General features: G+C 34.1%; 5 protein-coding genes. All 5 read right to left on the bottom strand.

What is annotated here, in order from left to right; genetic code table 11:
* A partial coding sequence (locus HT723_RS07655) for a YSIRK-type signal peptide-containing protein (RefSeq protein WP_172934963.1) occupies window positions 1–1,729 on the bottom strand: 1,729 nt, incomplete at its 3' end.
* A 558-nt stretch (window positions 1,730–2,287) separates the two neighbouring features.
* On the bottom strand, window positions 2,288–2,620 hold the full coding sequence (locus tag HT723_RS07650; RefSeq protein ID WP_240154958.1) for a preprotein translocase subunit SecB: 333 nt from the start codon (window positions 2,618–2,620) through the stop codon (window positions 2,288–2,290).
* A gap of 100 nt (window positions 2,621–2,720) precedes the next feature.
* Window positions 2,721–3,065 (bottom strand): hypothetical protein, encoded by a 345-nt coding sequence (locus HT723_RS07645; protein ID WP_172934962.1) that lies wholly within the window; start codon window positions 3,063–3,065, stop codon window positions 2,721–2,723.
* Window positions 3,066–3,079: 14 nt separating this feature from the next.
* Window positions 3,080–3,649 carry a hypothetical protein gene (locus HT723_RS07640; protein ID WP_172934961.1) on the bottom strand — a complete coding sequence of 190 codons (570 nt, stop codon included), beginning with the start codon at window positions 3,647–3,649 and terminating at the stop codon, window positions 3,080–3,082.
* Window positions 3,650–4,110: 461 nt separating this feature from the next.
* Window positions 4,111–4,626 carry a hypothetical protein gene (locus HT723_RS07635; protein ID WP_138706801.1) on the bottom strand — a complete coding sequence of 172 codons (516 nt, stop codon included), beginning with the start codon at window positions 4,624–4,626 and terminating at the stop codon, window positions 4,111–4,113.
* Between the last annotated feature and the right edge of the window lie 549 nt (window positions 4,627–5,175).

Raw genomic sequence — 5,175 nt, 5'->3', positions numbered from 1 at the left:
CAGCACTTAGGGCAGCTGTTGTTCTTTCCAGTTCTAATTTAGCTTTTTTCTCAATTCCCTTGTGTAATTCCTGCTTATACTCTATAGTAGTTTTTAACTCATTTGAATCAATTAATGTTTTAATAGTTTGTAACTGATTTAAATAATCATTCTTACTAGCTTCCGTCACATTAGTGATATCATGTTCTTTTGTTTCCTCTAGTTTACTATAAATCTCTTTTAAAAGTTGTTTTGCCAATTGATTTGTACTTTGACTTATACTAAATTCTTTTCCAGAGATAGGAAGTGTATATTTCTCATCCCACGATTGATAACTTCCCCCAGCTCTATTTTGATCTGCCAAGCTAATTCTAACTTTATATTTATTCGCTCCTTTTTTCAACATAATAGGCTTACTTATAAACATCCCAGCCCTACCGTTCGGACGGTTCCTTGGTTCTGCTATCTTTTTCTCAGCTTTTTCTTTTCCTATATAGCCGACTCGGGAACTATTTTCTGATGTTGAATTATTAGGGGTAGTAGATATACGAATAGTATCTACCCCTGAACCATTACTTGCTGCAATTACATCCATATCACTGTTATGTGTAGTTCTGGACGGATCAAACACTGTACTATAAACTTTAATTTCCGCATCATTTTCTATACTAAAAACTTCAACTTTATAATTAGCCTTATGCCCTTCGTCATCACCAGTATATCCTGTTCTAAACTTAATAGTGACTGTGGAATCTATAGCACTATTATAAACTCCAAAAGTCTTTTCAATTCCGTTAAAACCAACTATATTTTTACTAATACCTGAACCTTCTCCTTTATATCTATAGTTACTATTATCAGAAACTCTCTCACTAGAATTATGCCTATTTCTAGGTTTTGCAAGTAGGAGAATATAATTACTATCTCTATCAAATGCCTGCTCAGTTAGCCAAACAGTATCATTTAAAGTTACATTAATGGTTTCCAGCGGAAAAACACCATCTTCAGTTTTCCTGGCAATTGTAAACTTCCCTCTTTCTCCATTAATTGTTACCCCTCTCCAACCACCAAATTCCATAATTTCCTTTACTTTACCAGCTAGAATTCTTTCCTCATCCCCCAGTTTATCCATATCATTAATTTTTGTGTTATTTTGAATTTCATTTGGTAATTGTTCGAGCTTTTTTTGTAACTCATCTAATCCAGCACCATCCCCTGGAGCTTCATAAGTCTGATGTGCATCTGGGTCGTCATCGGTTGCAGTCGCTGGTGGGGCAGGTGCATCACGTCTTTTACGTACTTTTGGCTTGTTGCTTGCTTCTTCTGATCTTGTACCTTCACCTTCAGATTTTGGAGAGCTAGAGTCCCCACTCACAGAGTTTTCATCCGATTGAGTCTTTGTTGTAGTTTCGCTTCTTTCAGATGAGTTGGCTTCTTCCTCTTTGGTCTCTGGATGACTTTCTTGCTTGCCTTCATCCCCTGCTTCAGTATTGGTTGCAGATCCTTGTTCCTTTGCAGCAGGAGCAGCGTAGGTTGGCTGCTGTTCCTCTGATTTTTTCTCTATTTCCGAATCCTTATCAGCTGCCACCTCCTCATTTGACTGTATGGCCTGCGCTTCCTCAGCAGATACCGCTCCACTTCCCATAAAGAGATACAGCGCCGCCACGGCTACCGAGGCCGCTCCAAAACTAACCTTACGAATCGAAAACCGCAAGCGCTTTTCTCTATCTTCATTACCTTTATAAAACATATATCATTTTGCTCCTTTTCCGATAATTATCGGTTAATATATAATGGAAGGGCAAATAAAAAGCCCCCCCTAAAATATTTGAGCATACTTTAGGTAGGTTTAACTCATTATACTCTCTTTCTTTTTATAAATCAAACATTATGAACTAAGCTTGATATCATATATCTTATCGTGGAAATATTGACTTCATTTTCTCCTGAAATTTGTTTTTTACCCAGCCTCAACATATATACGGCAAGCTGAAACCAACATTGTTTGACTTGATCGTCAAGCTTTTCACTTCACCACCTGCTAGCTGTTTTAAAAGAAAAAACGCTTGAAAAATCAGCGTTATTCTTCGTATATTATTAAAATATATGATTCTATCAGTTTTTTAGAAATATTTTATAGTTCAAGAACGATAAGCTCGAGAAACAGCTAGAGTTTCAAATTGCACTACTATCATACAAAACTCTTTGGTCCTATTTATTTTTATCACAATTTTGATTTATAGTTCTCCGAATACCTTTTAAATGTGAAAGCATTTCATTGGAGCTTTGAAAAATACATACACTGTTTTTATTCGTATGTTAACTTGATAGAATCTTTGTCTTCAAGCATTTTTTTAATGTTAACGACAGGCAATATGAAGTTTGGGAACTCATTACCCCGAGTAATCATATCAGATACGATAGGCCGAATATAGGACCAAAGAATTGCTAAACCATTCTCTTTAAGAAAAGTTTCAAAATCAATATCAAATTCTGTCTCGTCATATATAAATGAAAATTCTCCAACAATATCTACAATAAGCTCAAAAGCAGAATCATCTGAATCTATATTTCCTTGCTTTGTTATCAAGTTAACATAAGCAAGGTTTTCAGATTTTCTTATTAAAATCTGTGCAGACAATTCAGGATGTAAATTAATAGTACTATTTGTTTGGTCAAAACTAGGATTTCTTCGATAGGATACTTCATTTAAAAATAATCTTTAAATTGTAAAGAGGACATTAAGCTGCCACCTCACTATTTTCTTTTGTTGTAATTAAGTTTTCAGAATCTATTGGTAAATATGAAAAACATGACTTCTTGTTTTTTATATTATATTCAGGCATTGCATTTACTTTAGTTATAGAATTCAAATCATCAAACTCTGTTTGATGATTTAATTGAGGAGTAAAATGGATTTCATCTTTATATTTTTTAAGACTTCCTGATATATTCAAATCATAATCAAATTCATTGTTTACTGAATAAATTTTGTTGGCCTTAATATTTTCAACTAATTCTTGAAACATTGGAGAATCCATCAAAGAAAATTCTTCAGTTCCTAAAAAGTTTGACAATAAACTCATAAAAGCCTCCTTATTTATAAAATGTTTGTCATACAATTTAAATCACGGATACAAATTTCCTCTCCGTTCTTTCCGTTAATTACTGGTAAAAATGGAATAGCTGTATATGTTTTAGACTGCACGGATTCATAATTCTTCCCATGCTGAGACGCTAAATCAAGCAACAGTTCAATAATTAATCCTTGATTTTGGTTAAGAAGAGTAGCTCTATTTTTGGCTCCGCTACCTGAAATACCTGCAATCTCACGTTCAATTTGAATAGATGCCGCTTGTCGATATTCCTCTAATAAGCTTTGGTTTGCTGGGTCATCCAACATAAAAATATTGTTCATAGAGCTTAGGATGATTTTAGCATGAATTAACTCAGACCTAACCCCGGGTTTGCTTAGTTCAAATGACTTATACTTTGCGACATAAGCAGAAGCAATCGTTTTACCAGTATCTTTGTCAAAAGGTAGAAAAAAGTAAATACCATTACCCAAGTCGTTCGGATGTCTCTGTTTATGAATACCAGGTTTATATTTCTCATAAGAAAAACCAGCAGATAGAATCTTTTCTTTTATTGGTGGTGCCGTGCCACCCACTATATTGTAGCATAGAACCTCCTGATGAAGCTACTAACTGGATTATACTGTTAAAGCTTAGATAATTCAACTATTACGGGCTTTTTTGAAAACATTCTAGCGATTTCCAGAACGTAACTGAGCATTAAGACAATAACTACCTCACCTTATCATGCCAAAATTATCGGATTTTATCCAAATAAAAAGCCTATAAAGTCAGTATTTTTATTTTACGTTAAATAAAGATCACTTCAAAAAACTTTTGGGGCAAGTTTGGGGCAGAAAACCGTGATTACTCACGGACTTTTTCTATTCTTCAAGAAAACGCTTTTTTTGAAGAATAGAGTGGATTGGAACTAGAACAGTACACTGCGACTACTAAAACATTTCTAGAAATTAATTTGACTTTTCTAATCAATTTGTTCAAATCTTATTTCAATCTACTATAAAAAAACACAAGCCTAAGCCTGCGGAAACATTATCTATTCTAAATAGTCTTTTTCTGTTATGACTCTTAATCTAGTAGAATAATTCTGGAATGTTGAGAATTTAAAACGTTTAGGATCTTCAAGTTTATTTCTATCATTTATTTCCAAAGCATGGTTATAGTCTATAATTGCTTTTACCAACTTATTGATTATAGCTTTATCATTGTCCATTACTTTATAATAATCTTCGATTTTTCGAAGTCGAAAAGTAGTATTTAGCAAATAACTTTCATCTTCTAAAATCAAGGTTTTACCAATATCTAATCCTTCAACATACCCTTCTTTTGCTGAATTTCGAAGCTTATACTTCAATTGATACTTTTTAGGAATGTAACTTCTAAATGGAATCAAGAAAGTTAGCCCCTGTATTTTGACAACAGTTACCGCAAATCCCCTTCCTTTATTCATTACTTCCTTCGTCTTAAAGTCATAGTCCATCGCTTGAATAAGGTCGTAATCCTTGCACATTTTTAAATCAATTTGACCTAATTTTAACTTTTTGCTTTTCATTTCTATTCCCTAGATAAAAAGCTCACTAAAAAGTGAGCAACATTTCCAATGAGATACTTCTGTTGACGAGCGCGTCTCTCCGCCCCCTCATTGCCTCACGAAAAGGCTAGACGAATCGAAAGGAGGTGAGTTTTCCTGTTTTCAATTCTACTTATTCTTACACATTTTTTTAATTTTGTCAAACAAAAAAACGCAAGCCTAAGCCTGCGATGAGTGTAATCTATTTTGAAATTTTTAAATAAAAAAGGAGCATTTAAGCCCCTCCTTTGAAATAACGGACCCTTTGGCTGATCGGTGTACCCAGCATCTCAGATACCCTTTTGCAAGGTGTGACAGGAACCTTTCTGCCCTCAAATGTCTTTCGTTAATGTTATTCTAGCACTATCTAATTTTTTGTCAAGTTTTCTCAATCTACCAGACTTGATACGTATTAGCTACACGCTCAACAAATTTATACTCTTCGAAAATCTCTTCAAACCTCCTCAGCTTCCATCTGAAACCTCAAAACAGTGTTTTGAGCAACCTACAGCTAGCTTCCTAGTTTGCTCT

The sequence above is a fragment of the Streptococcus sp. 2106 genome (genome assembly GCF_013277315.1).
GTDB lineage: Bacteria > Bacillota > Bacilli > Lactobacillales > Streptococcaceae > Streptococcus > Streptococcus pseudopneumoniae.
This window is presented reverse-complemented; position numbering and strand designations above follow the sequence as displayed.